The organism is Paracoccus sediminilitoris, from assembly GCF_003259195.1.
Taxonomy (GTDB): domain Bacteria; phylum Pseudomonadota; class Alphaproteobacteria; order Rhodobacterales; family Rhodobacteraceae; genus Paracoccus; species Paracoccus sediminilitoris.
The window spans coordinates 120,261-134,728 of sequence record NZ_QJPK01000010.1; the positions used below are offsets into that span (position 1 = coordinate 120,261).

Here is a 14,468-nt window from a genome sequence, read left to right on the forward strand (position 1 = left end):
TTTGTTATGTCAGTCGCCCAATCGGCGGATCAGGATCCAGGCCAAGGCCGAACAGATCAGCGTCGTGGTGATCGCGGGCATCGCCGTCCCGTCGTAAAGCAGGCCCACCGGCGCCGCGATCAGCACCGCCGAAAGCGTCGAGATCGCCGCCACGATCGAGGCCGCCATCCCCGCAATATGGCCCATATGCTGCAGCGCCAAAGCGTTCAAGTTGCCGAAGGTGACGCCCGCCATAAAGAAGACGCTGGTCGCCCAGAAGAAGAAGACTGGGAATTGCAGCGATGCGGGGATCACGTCGGCCAGCATCAGCACCATCATCGTCCCCGACACGACGGTCTGCATGACATAGGCCCATTTCGCCATCCGTCGCATCCCGAAGCGCATCACGAAACTGGCGTTCAGCACCGTGCCCGATCCCGACAGCAGCGCCATAAGCGCGAACCAGAGGTGGAAATTCTCGCCCTTGTCATAGGTTTCGCCGAACAGCTGTTGCGCCGAGGAAAGCAGCCCGAACATCTGCCCGAAGCCCAGGGTCAGGATCACGGTGGCCAGCATGACCTGGCGGTTCGACAGGACCTCGCGCGCGGCCGAGACCAGGGTGCCGATGCGCAGGGGGCGGCGTTCGGGCGGGGGCAGGGTCTCGGCCTGGCGGATGTTCAGCCAGCTGGCGCCGATCAGGGCGAAGACGATGAAGGCGATGAAGACCCCGTGCCAGTCCGACAGGCTGATGATGCCCGCACCCAGGGTCGGCGCGATGGCCGGCACCGTGATGAAGATCATCATGACAAAGCTGGTGATGCGGGCCATCTCGCGGCCTTGGTACAGGTCGCGGACCAGCGCCAGGCCCACGATGCGCGGACCGGCCGCGCCGATGCCCTGGACAAAGCGGGCAAGCAGCAGCAGTTCCAGCGAATCTGCATAAAGCGCCGCGATGGTCGCCAGGATATAGATACCAAAGCCAAGTGTGATGGTCCGCTTGCGTCCAAGTGCATCCGACAGCGGACCTGCAAACAGCGTCCCCAACCCCATGCCCGCCACGAAGCTGGTCAGGATCAGCTGGGCGCGGTTGACATTGTCCGGGGTCAGGTCCGCCGCGATCCGGGGCAGGGCCGGCAGCATGGCGTCCATCGAGAAAGCGATGGTGGCAAAGAGAAACGCCAGCATCGCAATGAATTCGGGCAGGGGCAGGCGACGCTGCTGCGTCGTGCCGGTCATGGTCGTGTCGGTCATGGGGATCACCTGTCGGTTCAGACCCGGCAGATAGACCCATTTTGCAGACTATGCAATATTATTGAGGCTGCCGGCCGGTCAATTCATCGATGACCCCTTCCCACAGCGCTGCAGGTTGGGCGCCGCTGACCGCATGTGTGTCGGCGACGATGAAGGTCGGGACCGAATTGATGCCGCGCTGTCGGGCATGAGCTTCGCGGCTGGCGACCTCGTCACGATCCGCGTCGCCGGCCAGCAGCCGCGCCGTCGTCGCGATGTCCATGCCCGCGGCGGCGGCGATGCGGGTCAGGGTTTCATGGTCGCCGATATCGGCGGCCTCCAGCCAATGGGCGCGCAGAAGGCCGGTCATCACCGCATCCTGAAAGCCCTCGAGGCCCGCCCAATGCATCAGGCGGTGGGCGTCAGTGGTGTCTGGTTCGCGTGGGGACGGGTTCAGCGTCACGCCCAGATCGGCGGCGCGTTTGGCGACGGCCTCTTCGGCGGCCTGCGCGTCTTCGCCCAGCTTGGCGGTCAGGTATTCGGCGCGGTCCATGCCCTGGGGCGGCATCTGCGGGTTCAGGCGAAAGGGGTGCCAGGTGATCGCGAAGGGATGGTCGGGGCGGTTGACCAGCGCGGCATCCAGTTCCAGCTTGCCGATCAGGCACCAGGGGCAGACGGGGTCGGCGAAGATATCAAGGCGGGTCATGATCGGTCCTTGCAGTAAGCCTTGCGCAGGGCGCGGCGGTTGATCTTGCCGGTGGGCGTGCGGGGCAGGTCCGGCAGTTCGATGAAATTGCGGGGCTGCTTGTAGCGTGCCAACCCTTTGGCGGCCAGAGCCTGCAATTCACCGGCCGTGGCCGTCCAGAAGGCCACGTGACGGATGCGCGCATGGCTTCGTGCAGGTCCGTCCCGATGCGGGCCTGCCACGCGCGGCGCAATGTGGGATCAAGCCGTTCCCCCGCCGCCAATCCATGGCGCAAGTTTGCGATAAGCTGCCAAGACGCACGCAGCAGACGGCGAAAGACGCCCGGCGCCGCCGCCAGCAGGGCCGCGCCGTGGCGCAAGGCGAGTTGCGGGATCTGTTCGATCGCGGTGCCTTGGGCCGGGATGATCGCCGTCGCGCCCACCGTCCACGGGTCCAGCAGGCTCGTCCCAAGGGTGAACCTCCAGTTGAAGGCCCCGGCATGCAGCATTCGGTCCGTGGGGTTCAGGTCGTACCAGCCCTGGAACATCATGCGTCGGGCCGAGATGCGCGATGGTATGCATCACGGCGCGCGGCCGGCCCGAACAGTCCGAGGTGAAGATGATATAGGCCAGCCGGTCCGGATCACCCTGCACGAAATCGGCGGGTGGCAGGTCGGCCATGGCGGTCAGCTTCGCCTCGGACAAGACGGGCGCAGGGTGGTCGGGAAGGGCGATCTCGGGACCGGCCATCGCAGGGCCGATCTGCGCGGCCATGCGGGTGATTTCGGGACCGCTCAGCTGGGCCGATGTCGGCACCGCGACGATGCCCGCCGCGATCGCCCCTAGATAGGCGATGGGAAAGGACGGCCGATTCCCAGCCGCATCAGCAGCCGGTCGTCGGGACGCAAACCCGCCGTTGCAATCCGGTGGCCGTGCCGCGGACCGCTTGCGACAAGCGCGAAAACGACCAGTGATCAGCGTCCGACAGGCCCACAACCGAAAGGGCCGGTTTGTCGGGCGCGGTTTGGGCCGCAGTCAGAACATGTTCGGCAAGGTTCATGGCAGGGCGTTCCGCAAGGATCGGAAGACCTTTCAGCCAAAGAAAAACGGCCCGCGCAAACGGGCCGTCAGGACACGCCGAAAGCGCGTCTTAGAGCAGTTGCAGATCGCTGGCCGATGCACGGCCATCACGGCCCGACTGCAATTCGTAGCTGATCTTCTGGTTGTCCTGCAGACCCGTCAGTCCGGCGCGTTCCACGGCCGAAATATGGACGAAGACATCCTTGTCGCCATCATCGGGTGCAATAAAGCCAAAGCCCTTGGTGGCGTTGAACCACTTTACCGTTCCGGTCGCCATAACCGTTCTCTCCTTCAAGTCATCCCGGCGCAGGGATTGCGCCAGGCCGTGCAGCCCGCTTTCGGTCTTCCGGCTGCCCGTAAAGGGAGCGGTAGAAAGTCTTTGCTCACGCAAATGAAAGGATGAACGAATCGTGTTAAAACGCAAGCCTGTTTTACGCGCAGGCCGGCGCCCGCGCGTGAAGCTTGTGTGACGGCACGTCGATTCAGCGCAGGTCCGGGGCGGTCGCCTCGGCGGTCAGCATGTCGATGGCCTCGGACAGGGCCAGGGTGCGGCTGCCTTGTGCATCCAGGCGGCGCAAGGACACGGTGCGGTCCTCGACCTCCTTCATGCCGATGGCCATGATCGCGGGGACCTTGGCCACGGAATGTTCGCGGACCTTGTAGTTGATCTTTTCGTTGCGGGTGTCGGCCTCGGCGCGGATGCCGGCCGCGCGCAGTGCGACGACGACCTCGTGGACGTAATCGTCGGCATCCGACACGATCGAAGCGACCACGACCTGGCGCGGGGCCAGCCACAGCGGCAGCTTGCCCGCATGGCTTTCAATCAGGATGCCGATGAACCGCTCGAAACTGCCCAGCACGGCGCGGTGCAGCATGATGGGACGGTGCTTGTGACCGTCGGCGCCGACATATTCCGCGTCCAGCCGTTCCGGCAGGTTCGGGTCCACCTGCAGCGTGCCGCATTGCCAGTCGCGCCCGATCGCGTCGGTCAGCACGAATTCCAGCTTGGGACCATAGAAGGCGCCTTCGCCCGGGAAGATGGTGTAGTCATAGCCCGCCGCTTGGCAGGCATTGCCCAAGGCCGACTCGACCCGATCCCAGCTTTCGTCCGACCCGATGCGCTTTTCGGGGCGCGTCGACAGCTTGATCCGCCAGCCGGTAAAGCCCAGATCGGCATAGATGCCCGCCAGGAAATCGATGAATTTCTTGGTCTCGACCTCGATCTGGTCTTCGGTGCAGAAGATATGCGCGTCGTCCTGGGTAAAGCCGCGGACCCGCATGATGCCGTGCAGCGCCCCCGAGGGTTCATAGCGGTTGCACGAGCCGAACTCGGCCATGCGCAGCGGCAGGTCGCGATAGGATTTCAGGCCGTGGTTGAAGATCTGCACGTGGCAGGGGCAGTTCATCGGCTTCAACGCGTTGATGGTCTTGGTCTTGGCATGTTCCTCGTCGACCTCGACGATGAACATGTTGTCCTGATAGTTTTCCCAATGGCCGGATTCCTCCCACAGCTTGCGGCTGACGACCTGCGGGGTGTTGACCTCGACATAGCCGTCGGCGCGCTGCTTGCGGCGCATGTAATCCTGCAGCGTGGTATAGATGTTCCAGCCGTTCGGATGCCAGAAGATCTGGCCCGGCGCCTCCTCCTGCATGTGGAACAGGTCCATCTCGCGGCCCAGCTTGCGGTGGTCGCGCTTGGCGGCTTCCTCCAGCATGGTCATATGCGCCTTGAGGTCGTCGCGGTTGCGGAAGGCCACGCCATAGATGCGCTGCAGCTGCGGGCGCGTCGCATCGCCCAGCCAATAGGCCCCGGCGATATGGGTCAGCTTGAAGGCGTCCGCGGGCAGTTGGCCGGTGTTCTGCAAATGCGGGCCGCGGCACAGGTCCTGCCAGTCGCCGTGCCAGTACATCCGCAGGTCCTCGTCCCCTGGGATGCGGTCTATCAGCTCCAGCTTGAAGGGTTCGTTCGCGGCCTTGTAATGGGCGATGGCGCGGTCGCGGTCCCAGACCTCGGTGCGGACGGGGTCGCGGGCGCCGATGATCTTCTTCATCTCGGCTTCGATCACCGCCAGATCTTCGGGGGTGAAGGGCTCGGCGCGGTCGAAATCATAGAACCAGCCGTGATCGCGGACCGGGCCGATGGTGACCTTGACGTCGGGCCAGATCGACTGGACGGCGCGGGCCATGACATGGGCGAAATCGTGGCGGATCAGTTCCAGCGCCTGATCCTCGTCCTTCATCGAATGGATGGCGATCTGACCGCTGGAAGTGATGGGCCATGCCAGGTCGATGTGGCGACCGTCCAGGCTGGCGCTGATGGCGCGCTTGGCCAGGCTGGGGGCGATGCTCTCGGCCACTTCGGCGGCGGTGACGCCGGCATCGTAGTCGCGCGAATTGCCATCGGGGAAGGTGAGGGAAATCTGGGACATAGGTCCTCCTCGTCGGTTTGGCGCCCACGGAACGCCCGGTTGCGGGTTATGGTCGGCGGCAGGAATGGACCCCCGCGCAAAAACTGTCAAGATAAGTGGTCGCAGCAATCAGGATGACCCGATGAAAGACATAGAGGAACAGCTGTTCGAGGCCTTGGTCGATGACCCCGAACCCGATGGCGGGCTGGATGGCGACCAGAAACAGGCCGAGCCGCGCAATTTCCTGCGCCATGTCGCGGCGCTGTCGGGGTCCAAGCTGGGCGATGGGCTGGTCGATGCCAAGCTGGTGCTCTCCTGGCTGCTGACGCATCTGGGTGCGGGGTCGGTCTTCATCGGCCTTCTGGTCCCGGTGCGCGAGGCGGGGTCCCTGCTGCCGCAGCTGTTCACCGCAGGTGCCATCGGCGCGCTGCCGCGCCGCAAATGGGTCTGGGCGGTGGGCAGCATCGTGCAGGGGCTGGCCGCGCTTGGGATCGCCTTGGCGGCGATGGTGATGCAGGGGGCGGCGGCGGGGCTTGCCATTGTCGGGCTGCTGGCAGTGCTGGCGCTGGCACGGTCGGCCTGTTCGGCCAGCTACAAGGACGTGCTGGGCAAGACGGTGGGCAAGTCGCGGCGCGGATCGGCCACCGGGCTTGCCAGCAGCATCGGGGCGGCAGGCGTCATCATCTTTGCCTTGCTGCTGCTCTGGGGGCCGGTGGACCGGGCGCCGCTGGTCATCGGGGCGATCCTGCTGGCAGGGGCGGCCTGGATAATGGGCGGCGCGGCGTTCGCCACGCTGGACGAAAGGCCCCAACCGCGCGAGGACATGCTGAGTCTGCGGCAATCGCTGGCCCAGCTGTCGCTGCTGCGGCGTGACGGACAGCTGGCGCGTTTCGTGCTGGCGCGGTCGCTGCTGGTCGGGACGGCCCTTGCGCCGCCCTATCTGCTGGTGCTGGCGGCGGGTCAGGATGCGGATGACCGTCAGCTGGGCCTGCTGGTGCTGGCATCGGCGCTGGCATCGCTGCTGTCCTCCTGGGTCTGGGGACGGATGTCGGACCGTTCGGCGCGCCGGGTGCTGATCTGGTCGGGGACGGCGGCCTCGGTCGCCTTGGCAATGGCCATCGGGCTGAGGGTCGCGGGACTGGCGGGGTATGCCGCAGCGATCGCGGTGGTTTTGTTCGGGCTGATGATCGCCTATCACGGTGTCAGGCAGGGGCGGTCGACCTATCTGGTGGACATGGCGCCCGATGATCAGCGGGCGGCCTATACCGCCGTGTCGAACCTGGTCGTCGGCGTGGTGATTCTGGTGGCAGGCGCGGCATCGGCGGCGCTGGCGGCCTTGGGCGCCCCTTGGGTCATCGCGGTCTTTGCCGTGGCATCCGTTGCCGGGGCATGGGTCGCCTATGGATTGGACGAGGTTGGATGATGAATGACTATCTGGATACGCCTTCGGGGCGGCGCATCGCCTATCGGCGGACCAAGGGGCAGGGGCCCGGCATCGTGTTCTTGGGCGGATTCAAATCCGACATGACCGGCACCAAGGCCGTGCATCTGGAGGAATGGGCCCGCGCGCAGGGCCGCGCCTTCCTGCGTTTCGATTACTCCGGTCATGGTGACAGCAGCGAAGCCTTCGAGGACGGCTGCATCGGCGATTGGGCCGAGGACGCGTTTCATGCGATCACTTCCCTGACCGAAGGGCCACAAGTGCTGGTCGGGTCATCGATGGGTGGCTGGATCAGCCTGCTGGTGGCGCGCCGCATGCCTGAACGCGTGGCGGGTCTGGTGACCATCGCCGCCGCTCCCGATTTTACCGAACGCGGCTTCTGGCCCGGCTTTTCCGACGATCAGCGTGCAACCCTGATGCGCGATGGCAGACTGGAACTGCCAAGCGATTATGCCGACCAGCCCTATATCATCACCCGCCGCCTGATCGAGGATGGGCGTCATCAACAGGTCATGAACCAGCCCTTGGACCTGCCATTCCCCGTCCGCCTGCTGCAGGGGACCGCCGACACGGATGTGCCGATGCAATGGGCGCTGGACCTGATGGCGCATGCCGCGTCGCCAGACCTGCGGCTGACAATGGTCAAGGGCGCCGATCATCGCTTCTCGACGCCCGAATGTCTGGATCTGGTGACCGGCACGATCGTGGATCTGCCGGTCTGATGGCCCCTACAACGGCAGGGTGTAATGTTCGCCCATGTCGGGCTTGTCGCCGGTTACCTTGGACTTGGCGATCTGGAACAGAAAGCTGACGCTGCCGCCGGTGGCCCAGACTTCGGCCTCGGACAGGGTCATGCGCATCAGCTGGACGTCGGGATCGTCTTTGCCGCCCTCGAACCAGCTGGAGGCGACGGCATTCCAGATCTCGTCCAGTTTGGCGCGGTCATCGGACAGCGACAGGCTGCCATGGATGCGAGTGTAAAGACCTTCGCCAGCATCGGTGACCACGTGGATGGCATCCTTGGGACCACCAACCAAGGTTTCGGCAAGGTCGGTGCCCTTGGCGCCGATGAACCACAGCGTGGACTGGTCGCGGTCGGCGTAATGCGACATGGGCACCAGCCGAGGGTCCTCGGTGGTGCCCAGCATGCCTGCATTCACGTCATCCAGACGGTTCCAGAACTGGTCGGCGCGCTTGTCGTGATCGGTCATCTGCATTCCCCTTGGGCCGCGCCATGCGGCCGTTCGGGACTATAACGATGCCGCGAAGCGCGGGTTCCGATGCCCTCAGACGGCCATCTTGCCGTTGTCCATCGTGTCGACGGCACCGCAATCGGGGTTCTTGGCGCCTTCCCTGCGGCGGCGTTTCGGCTTGATCGAATCCGGCAGGGCCGCATTGTCGTCGATGAAGTCCAGAACCAGCGGACGGATGTTCAGCCGCCAGGATTTGCCAGCAAAGATGCCGTAATGGCCTGCGCCCGGTTCCAGATGCTGGACCTTCTTTTCGGCGGGAACGCCGCTGCACAGATCCAGCGCGGCCACGCATTGGCCGGGGGCCGAGATGTCGTCATTGCCGCCTTCGACGGTCATGACGGCCACGTCTGTGATTTTGCTGATGTCGACTGGGGTTCCGTTCACGGTAAAGCGGTTCTGGGCGATTTCCAGGTTCTTGAAGATGCGTTCGACCGTCGACAGATAGAATTCCGCCGTCATATCCATCACGGCTAAATATTCATCATAGAACTTGTTGTGCTTGTCGGCGTCCGATGCGGTGCCGCGTGCCTCGGCGAAGATCTGGTTGATGAAGGCGCGGCTGTGAGATTCCGCGTTCATCGCGATGAAGCTGCCCAGCTGTGCCAGACCCGGATAGACCATCCGGCCCGCGCCGCGATACTTGAAGCCCACCGACTGGATGACCAGATGCTCCAGCTCGCCCATGGTGATGCGGTTGCCGAAATCAGTCACCTCGGTCGCGGCGGCGTCGGGATCGACCGGGCCGCCGATGAGGGTCAGCGTGCGGGGCTGGGCATTGGGGTCTTCGGCGGCCAGGATCGCGGTTGCGGCCAAGGCCAGCGGTGCGGGTTGGCAAACGGCGATGACATTGGTGTCGGGACCCAGATGCCGGATGAAATCGACCAGATAGCTGGTGTAATCCTCGATGTCGAACTTGCCTTCGCTGACGGGAATGTCGCGGGCATTGTGCCAATCGGTGACGTAGACCTCGCAATCGGGCAGAAGCGAGATGACGGTGGACCGCATCAGCGTCGCGTAATGGCCCGACATGGGCGCGACCAGCAGCACCTTGCGCGGCATCGGTTCGCGGCGCGCCACGCGGAAATGGATCAGGTCGCCGAAGGGCTTGCGCAGTTCGGGTTCGACATAGACGATGTGGTCCTGACCTTCTTCGCCGACGATGCTGGGGATTTCCCAATCGGGCTTCAAGACCATGCGGCCAAAGCTGCGTTCCGTGACGCGGCCCCAGGCGCTGAGCACACGGAAGGCCGGGTTCGGCACCAGCGCGAAGGCGGGATAGGATCCCATGGCGCGCGCCGTGGCGCCCAGCCATTCATTCGTGTTTCTGATCGTTTCCATCGCGTCATAGGACACGATGCCCTTGAGACCCTTGACCGGCATGTCATCCACCATTTTGCTGCGCTGCGGCATCAGTTTCTTCGCGGTAGAGGCGTGCCGAATTTTCGGTCACAAGCCGGGTTTACGCCTTGCCTGCCCTGCGCGTATCATTCCAATATTATTAGGGGGGAATGTTTCATATGGCAAGCCAGCCAAGGAAAACGGACAAAGAAGTTACCGCGGCAGGGCGCAGCAGGTCGTCCAAGGCAAAAGCACGCGCCAAGACCCCGGCCGCCGAAGGGGGGCAGGATGATGCTGCGGTGCAGCAAGAAAAGTCCCCGGCGAAGCCCCCCCATAAGACGGTACGCAAACCGTCCGCGAAGGCCACCCCCAAGGCGGCCGCCAAGCCAGATCCCGTTCAGGCTGATCCTGAGCCCACCGCGCAGGCACCCAAAGATCCGGCGCAGGCCGATCCTGCCCGGACCATGCGGGAAACCCAGCAGGAGGCTGCCCGCATGCTGTCCCGCATGGCCGGTCACGGCCACGGGCCGACCGCCAAGAAGCTGGCGCAGAACATCGAGCGGATCGAGGATCTGGGCCAGCGCCTGATGCAGGCCTTCAGCGCGCGCAGCCTGCCCAACCCGGGTGTCGAAGGGCCGGGGGCCGATCTGTTCATGACGGCGACGGGTGCGTTCATGAAAACGCTGACCGAGCATCCGGCGCGCATGCTGGAAACGCAGGTCTCCTATTGGGCGGAAACGCTGACGAATTACTCCCGCGCGCAGCAGGCCTTGGCCAAGGGCCAGCTTTCCGCCCCCGAAGGCGATGAACCCGGCGACAAGCGTTTCGCCAACCCGTTGTGGCAGAGCCATCCCTATTTCAACCTGATCAAGAAGCAGTACCTGACCAATGCCCGCGCGCTGCGCGAGGCGGCCAGCGAGCTGGAGCTGCCCGATCAGGTGGCCCGCCGGCGCGTCGACTGGCTGACCAACCAGATCGTCGACATGATGGCGCCCACGAACTTCTTGGCGACGAATCCCGACGCGCTGGAAAAGGCCATCGAGACCGAGGGTGAAAGCCTGGTGCGCGGGCTGGAGAACCTGGTCCGCGACGTCGAGCTGAACGGTGGCGAAATGGTGGTTTCGCTGGCCGATCGCAATGCCTTTGCGGTGGGCGACAATATCGGCACTGCCCCCGGTTCCGTGGTCCATCGCGCCCCTCTGTACGAACTGATCCAGTACGGCCCCAGCACCGGCAAGGTCCATGCTCTTCCGCTGATGATCTTTCCGCCCTGGATCAACAAGTTCTATATCCTGGACCTCAAGCCGCAGAACAGCATGATCCGCTGGCTGCTGGATCAGGGACACACCCTGTTCATCGTCAGCTGGAAGAACCCCGGTCCCGAACTGTCGGAAACCGGGATGGAGGATTACATCGCCGCCTATCTGGAGGCGATGGACAAGGTTCGCGACCTGACCGACCAGAAACAATTGAATGCCGTCGGTTACTGCATCGCTGGTACGACGCTGGCGCTGGCACTGGCATTGCTGGAAAAGCGCGGTGACAATCGGGTCAATTCGGCGACATTCTTCACCACCCTGACCGATTTTTCCGACCAGGGCGAGTTCACCAGTTTCCTGCAGGATGATTTCGTGTCCGGCATCGCCGAGGAGGTCAAGCGTCACGGCCTGCTGCGGTCCCATCTGATGTCGCGCACCATGAGCTTCCTGCGCGCCAATGACCTGGTCTGGGGGCCGGCGATCCGCAGCTATATGATGGGCGAAGCGCCGCCGGCCTTTGACCTGCTGTTCTGGAACGGAGACAGCACGAACCTGCCGGGACGCATGGCGATGCAATATCTGCATGGGCTGTGCCAGAAGAACGCCTTTGCAGGCGACGGGTTCGAGATCATGGGCCAGCGCTTGCATCTGTCGGACGTCAAGGTGCCGCTATGCGCCATCGCCTGCGAGACCGACCATATTGCGCCCTGGAAGGACAGCTGGCGCGGCATCGCGGCAATGGGTGCCAAGGACAAGACCTTCATCCTGTCCCAATCCGGCCATATCGCAGGCATCGTGAACCCGCCGTCCAAGAAGAAATACGGCCATTATCTCAGCGACGACGATTTCGCCAACGGTCACGAAACCTGGAAGGAATCGGCCAGCTTTCATGAGGGCAGCTGGTGGCCGCGCTGGGGCGAATGGCTGGCGGAACGGGCAGGGGCGATGGTCGATGCCCGAACCCCCGAGGAAGGGCTGGAACCCGCTCCGGGCAGCTATGTCCACGAGCGTGTCGGCTGATCCGGGAATGCAGCGCAGGGCGGATCAAGGGGTTGGCCCAAAGTGCCGAATCCGTCTCATTTTGCCGCGCTGCAGAACAAACCCCTTGAAATGCTGCACTGCAGCATGCATATTGGGGCCATGGAATAGAAGCGACGATCGTTCCCTTTCAGTCTCTCTGTCGTCGCAGTTACAGGAGTTTATGTTATGGCCAAGACCCCCGATTTTGCGAAGACGATGCAGGACATGATGGCGAACTTTCCGATCGATACCAGCTCGATGCAGGAAGCCATGAAGTCCCAGAGCATGCTGGGCGAAAAGCTGGCGAAGGTCGCTCTGACCGCTGCCGAACGCTCGACCGAGATCTCGGCCCAGTGGGCCAAGGATTCGATCGCCCGCATGGGTGAGATGGCCTCCAAGAAGGAAGAGCCTGCCGATTACGCCAAGGCCATGAGCGATTTCGCATCTTCGTCGGCCGAAATGGCTGCCGAGCACATGGCCGCCTATGCCGAAGTCGCCAAGAAGGTGCAGATGGATACCGTCGACCTGATGCTGACCGCCGGCAAGGATATGGCATCGGACGCCCAGAAAGTCGCCGAAAAAGCGACCCGCGACACGCAGGCTGCCGCCAAGAAGGCCGCCAGCGCCACCGCAACCGCCAAGTAATCAGTTCGACCGACGTGGTCACGAAGGGGCAGCTTCGGCTGCCCTTTTTCATGCGCGCCGTGGCACGGGTCTTTTTCCTTTGCCTTTTGGATGTGCAGCTTTCATCATGGCCGAAACGACCCCAAGGAAGCCCTGATGGCCGCATCATCTGCGCCCCTGCTGATCAAGCGTTACGCAAGCCGCCGCCTGTACAACACCGAGACCAGCGATTACGTGACCCTCGAAGACATTGCCGCGTTCATCCGCGAAGGCCGCGAGGTGAAGATTGTCGATCTGAAATCGGGCGACGATCTGACCCGTCAATATATGCTGCAGATCATTGCCGAACATGAAAGCCGCGGCGAAAGCGTGCTGCCGCTGGACGTGCTGACCGACCTGGTGCGCAGTTACACGACCAACGCCCAATCCGTCGTCCCCCAGTTCCTGGCCGCCAGCTTCGAAATGCTGCGCGACGGCCAGTCCAAGGTGATGGAGAACATGGCATCGATGTCGAACCCGATGTCATCGATGCCCGGCTTCGAGGCGCTTCAGCGCCAACAGCAGATGTTCCTGAAGACCATGATGGGTGGCTGGCGTGGCGGCGCCTCGGGCCCTGAACCCGAAGACGACGCCCCAGATGCACCGTCGCAATCCCGCGATGATGCCAAGGACATGGCCGAGATCAGACGCCAATTGGCCGAGCTGCAAAACCGTGTCTCCAAGCTCTGACATCGGGCTTGCAGATCCCTGCGTCACAGGCTAGACCCCATCCCACGGAGCGGTGGCCGAGTGGTCGAAGGCGCACGCCTGGAAAGTGTGTAGGCGGGGAACCGTCTCGAGGGTTCGAATCCCTCTCGCTCCGCCACTTGCCCCTGCGAAAGCATTCTCCCGATCCGGCTGCGGCCGGATTTTTCCGTTATTTTCGAGGGTTATGCGGGATTGGCTGAGCACTTGTCGCAGCGCCAAGCAGCTCGGAAGCGGTCTCTCTCGGTCAACATTCTACGGACCTCATGACTGCGCCAATTTGGTGAATTTCTAGCAAGCAACTGAAAGCGAATAACTTTTTGAGTGCGTCCGCGAAGCGGTTCGACGTGGGTGGCGTCAGCGAGATGGAACAGAAATCCAACTTGCTACCGCACTAGGGGCCTCACTCGGAGGCGCAATCTTACATGCCTTAAGAGGCTTCCCAGTCGGCGTAATTGCGTCCGTCCGGGAGCTTCCAGAGGATCCGGCCATTGGCGCTCGCACCAATGACCGCCGCAGCTGCGGCAGAGGCAGACGTGAAACTGTAGGCGCTTGTGAAGACAAGAAAATCGCCTTCCTCGCGGAGGACACCCTTCTCGACAAGGGTGTTCCGGAGCGTGACCGTACCTCTAGGTATCGTTCGCGTCGTCCGGACCCTTGCCCTCGAACCTGCTGTGACGACGAAATCCCCGGAGGGCCCAATCTCCATCTCTGCCGCGAAGCCCTCGCCTCGGAAGAAGAACCGAGGGCTTTCATGGATTTCAGCCTCTGGCAGTTCTCGCCCTGCGATATGCTCCGGCGCACGACCGCGGACTTCTCGGAAGAGATCCCAGCCGAGGGCTCCAACCAGCGTTTTTGTCTGATCCACGAACTCGTCCATGGCTGCGCGGTCGGGGAGTGGAAGCTTGCCCGCGTCGTCTGACGGCGTGCGCGTGTTGGGCAGGGTCCAGCGGGGATTGCTAACGACGCCCCGGATCAGGCAGGCTTCCACATAACGCGCGTGGCTTTTGGTCAGGTTCTCGTCCTTGCTGATCAGCACGACCGTGTCGGTCCAGAAGCCTTTGGCATCACGACCGGCTTCATTCGAGTTGTGATATGACAGGCGAGCGCCGACGCCTTCGGACTCGCCGATGTATGCGAGCTGCCGGTCCTGCGCGTCTTCATCGGCACCGATGAGGATGTAGACGCCTGGCCGTTCGATCTCGGGAAAAGCCTCCCGCACCCGACGTAGCTGATTGCGTCGAAAGGCAATGGCCTGGATCGTCGACATCGAGATCTGTGCCACCCGAATGCCGTTCGGATCGCCGTCGAGAAGGAAAATGTTGATCGAACGGGGCTTCATGAAGGTGACCAAACGATTGAATTATGCCGCCAATTTAGAAGGGGCGTCAAAGAACGCAAGATTGAG

The 14,468-nt window shown here is 63.3% G+C and carries 13 protein-coding genes, 1 tRNA gene and 2 pseudogenes; 6 read left to right on the top strand and 10 right to left on the bottom strand.

All coding sequences use genetic code 11. The annotated features are described in order from the left end of the window. Positions 1 to 9 precede the first annotated feature (9 nt). From DKT70_RS10595 to thrS, 7 genes and pseudogenes are all read right to left on the bottom strand, one after another. Entirely contained in the window at positions 10 to 1,230 is a 1,221-nt protein-coding gene (locus DKT70_RS10595) for a multidrug effflux MFS transporter (protein ID WP_233490522.1), read from the bottom strand. A gap of 58 nt (positions 1,231 to 1,288) precedes the next feature. Then, positions 1,289 to 1,915 carry a DsbA family oxidoreductase gene (locus DKT70_RS10600; RefSeq protein WP_111559104.1) on the bottom strand — a complete coding sequence of 209 codons (627 nt, stop codon included), beginning with the start codon at positions 1,913 to 1,915 and terminating at the stop codon, positions 1,289 to 1,291. Beyond that, positions 1,912 to 2,082 carry a hypothetical protein gene (locus DKT70_RS18360; protein ID WP_233490523.1) on the bottom strand — a complete coding sequence of 57 codons (171 nt, stop codon included), beginning with the start codon at positions 2,080 to 2,082 and terminating at the stop codon, positions 1,912 to 1,914. Before DKT70_RS18360 ends, DKT70_RS10600 begins: the two co-directional genes overlap by 4 nt. Before the next feature lie 80 nt (positions 2,083 to 2,162). Beyond that, a pseudogene (locus tag DKT70_RS18715) lies at positions 2,163 to 2,444 on the bottom strand (class I adenylate-forming enzyme family protein); the annotation flags it as partial. A gap of 73 nt (positions 2,445 to 2,517) precedes the next feature. After that, positions 2,518 to 2,889: pseudogene (locus DKT70_RS18720) on the bottom strand (hypothetical protein); the annotation flags it as partial. A gap of 154 nt (positions 2,890 to 3,043) precedes the next feature. Continuing rightward, a complete protein-coding gene (locus tag DKT70_RS10610) occupies positions 3,044 to 3,250 on the bottom strand; it encodes a cold-shock protein (protein WP_072296963.1) in 207 nt (68 codons plus the stop codon). Positions 3,251 to 3,455: 205 nt separating this feature from the next. Continuing rightward, entirely contained in the window at positions 3,456 to 5,402 is a 1,947-nt protein-coding gene (gene thrS / locus DKT70_RS10615; protein WP_111559105.1) for a threonine--tRNA ligase, read from the bottom strand. A 121-nt stretch (positions 5,403 to 5,523) separates the two neighbouring features. Between thrS and DKT70_RS10620 the strand changes: the two genes are divergently transcribed. Both DKT70_RS10620 and DKT70_RS10625 read left to right on the top strand, forming a co-directional pair. After that, complete coding sequence (locus tag DKT70_RS10620) at positions 5,524 to 6,804, top strand: MFS transporter (RefSeq protein WP_111559106.1); 1,281 nt, start codon at positions 5,524 to 5,526, stop codon at positions 6,802 to 6,804. Further along, positions 6,804 to 7,544, top strand: a complete 741-nt coding sequence (locus DKT70_RS10625) for an alpha/beta hydrolase (protein WP_111559125.1) — start codon at positions 6,804 to 6,806, stop codon at positions 7,542 to 7,544. Before DKT70_RS10620 ends, DKT70_RS10625 begins: the two co-directional genes overlap by 1 nt. Before the next feature lie 6 nt (positions 7,545 to 7,550). Here the strand turns inward: DKT70_RS10625 and DKT70_RS10630 are convergent, their stop codons facing one another. Both DKT70_RS10630 and phaZ read right to left on the bottom strand, forming a co-directional pair. Next, positions 7,551 to 8,033, bottom strand: a complete 483-nt coding sequence (locus DKT70_RS10630; RefSeq protein WP_111559126.1) for a pyridoxamine 5'-phosphate oxidase family protein — start codon at positions 8,031 to 8,033, stop codon at positions 7,551 to 7,553. Positions 8,034 to 8,108: 75 nt separating this feature from the next. Continuing rightward, positions 8,109 to 9,455: a polyhydroxyalkanoate depolymerase gene (gene phaZ, locus DKT70_RS10635; RefSeq protein WP_111559127.1), complete on the bottom strand. Its 1,347-nt coding sequence runs from the start codon at positions 9,453 to 9,455 to the stop codon at positions 8,109 to 8,111. Between the two features lie 422 nt (positions 9,456 to 9,877). Between phaZ and phaC the strand changes: the two genes are divergently transcribed. The 4 genes from phaC (at position 9,878) to DKT70_RS10655 (ending at position 13,181) form a co-directional block, all read left to right on the top strand. After that, positions 9,878 to 11,692, top strand: a complete 1,815-nt coding sequence (gene phaC, locus DKT70_RS10640) for a class I poly(R)-hydroxyalkanoic acid synthase (protein ID WP_233490526.1) — start codon at positions 9,878 to 9,880, stop codon at positions 11,690 to 11,692. A gap of 186 nt (positions 11,693 to 11,878) precedes the next feature. After that, positions 11,879 to 12,337 (top strand): Phasin, encoded by a 459-nt coding sequence (locus DKT70_RS10645; protein WP_072296957.1) that lies wholly within the window; start codon positions 11,879 to 11,881, stop codon positions 12,335 to 12,337. Between the two features lie 135 nt (positions 12,338 to 12,472). Further along, the gene (phaR, locus tag DKT70_RS10650) at positions 12,473 to 13,045 is read left to right on the top strand and encodes a polyhydroxyalkanoate synthesis repressor PhaR (protein ID WP_072297081.1); all 573 of its coding nucleotides are present in this window, start codon (positions 12,473 to 12,475) and stop codon (positions 13,043 to 13,045) included. A 46-nt stretch (positions 13,046 to 13,091) separates the two neighbouring features. Beyond that, positions 13,092 to 13,181 (top strand) — tRNA-Ser (locus DKT70_RS10655). A gap of 309 nt (positions 13,182 to 13,490) precedes the next feature. On the opposite strand, the gene DKT70_RS10660 is transcribed toward DKT70_RS10655, so the two are convergent. Continuing rightward, complete coding sequence (locus DKT70_RS10660) at positions 13,491 to 14,402, bottom strand: GIY-YIG nuclease family protein (RefSeq protein ID WP_111559128.1); 912 nt, start codon at positions 14,400 to 14,402, stop codon at positions 13,491 to 13,493. Positions 14,403 to 14,468: the final 66 nt, after the last annotated feature.